The 1,063-nt window shown below is 71.3% G+C and carries 1 protein-coding gene; it reads left to right on the forward strand.

Annotation, left to right across the window (positions count from 1 at the left end):
- Positions 1-169 precede the first annotated feature (169 nt).
- The gene (gene queF / locus ABGA94_RS02400; RefSeq protein ID WP_095378207.1) at positions 170-988 is read left to right on the forward strand and encodes an NADPH-dependent 7-cyano-7-deazaguanine reductase QueF; all 819 of its coding nucleotides are present in this window, start codon (positions 170-172) and stop codon (positions 986-988) included.
- Positions 989-1,063: the final 75 nt, after the last annotated feature.

Below are 1,063 nucleotides of genomic sequence, written 5' to 3' on the forward strand. Positions count from 1 at the left end.
CCCCCCCCCCCCCCCCCCCCCCCCCCCCCCCCCCCCCCCCCCCCCCCCCCCCCCCCCCCCCCGCATCCGGGAGTCGGGGCTTCCCGCGACCAACCCACCCACCACGGAGGGGCTTCGCCGCTGGCCGGCCCGGCCGAACGCCCGCCCTCCGCGCGATACAATGACCTCCATGAACACCCCACAGGATTCCAGCCTCGGTCGCGAGGTCAGTTACCCGTCGCAGTACGATCCCGGCCTGCTGTTCCCCATCCCCCGCAGCGGCGCCCGCGCCGAGATCGGCCTCGATGAGGCCGCGCTGCCGTTCGTCGGCCACGACCGCTGGCACGCCTTCGAGCTGAGCTGGCTCGACCCGCGTGGCAAGCCGCAGGTCGCCGTCGCCACGGTGCAGGTGCCATGCACCTCGCCGCGGCTGATCGAATCGAAGTCGTTCAAGCTGTACCTCAACTCCCTCAACAGCACCCGCATCGACAGCGCCGAGGCACTGCGCGCGCGCCTGGTGGCGGATCTGTCGGCCTGCGCCGGTGTGCCGGTCCAGGTCGAGTTCGGCCTGCCAGGCCTGCGCGAGACGCCGCTCGGCGAGTCCATCGACGGGCTGGAACTGGAGATCGACTGCTACGGCCCGCCGCAGGCGGATTTCCTCGCCGCCGATGCGGGTGAGGTGGTGGAAGAGACCCTGGTCTCGTCGCTGCTGAAGTCCAACTGCCCGGTCACCGGCCAGCCGGACTGGGCCACGGTCAGCCTGCGTTACCGCGGGCCGAAGATCGATCGTGCTGGCCTGCTGCGCTACTTGGTCAGCTACCGTGAACACGCCGAGTTCCACGAGCAGTGCGTTGAGCGGATCTTCAGCGAGGTATCTGCGCGCTGCCAGCCACAATGGCTGGAAGTGGAGGCCCGCTATACCCGCCGTGGTGGCCTGGACATCAACCCCTGGCGCGCCAGCCCCGGCATCACCGCCCCGGCTGCGACCTACCGCGAACTGCGGCAGTAACCGGTAGTGCCGGTCGCTGGCCGGCAACCGCAAGGAACCCGCGTCCAGGGCAAGGGAAAGCCGGCCAGCGGCCGG

The organism is Stenotrophomonas sp. 3diitr2024 (genome assembly GCF_042136455.1).
GTDB classification, from domain to species: Bacteria; Pseudomonadota; Gammaproteobacteria; order Xanthomonadales; family Xanthomonadaceae; genus Stenotrophomonas; species Stenotrophomonas sepilia.

Bases quoted from the DNA above. Each gene is read 5' to 3' on its own strand.
- queF (WP_095378207.1), top strand. From the start codon at position 170: ATGAACACCCCACAGGATTCCAGCCTCGGTCGCGAGGTCAGTTACCCG.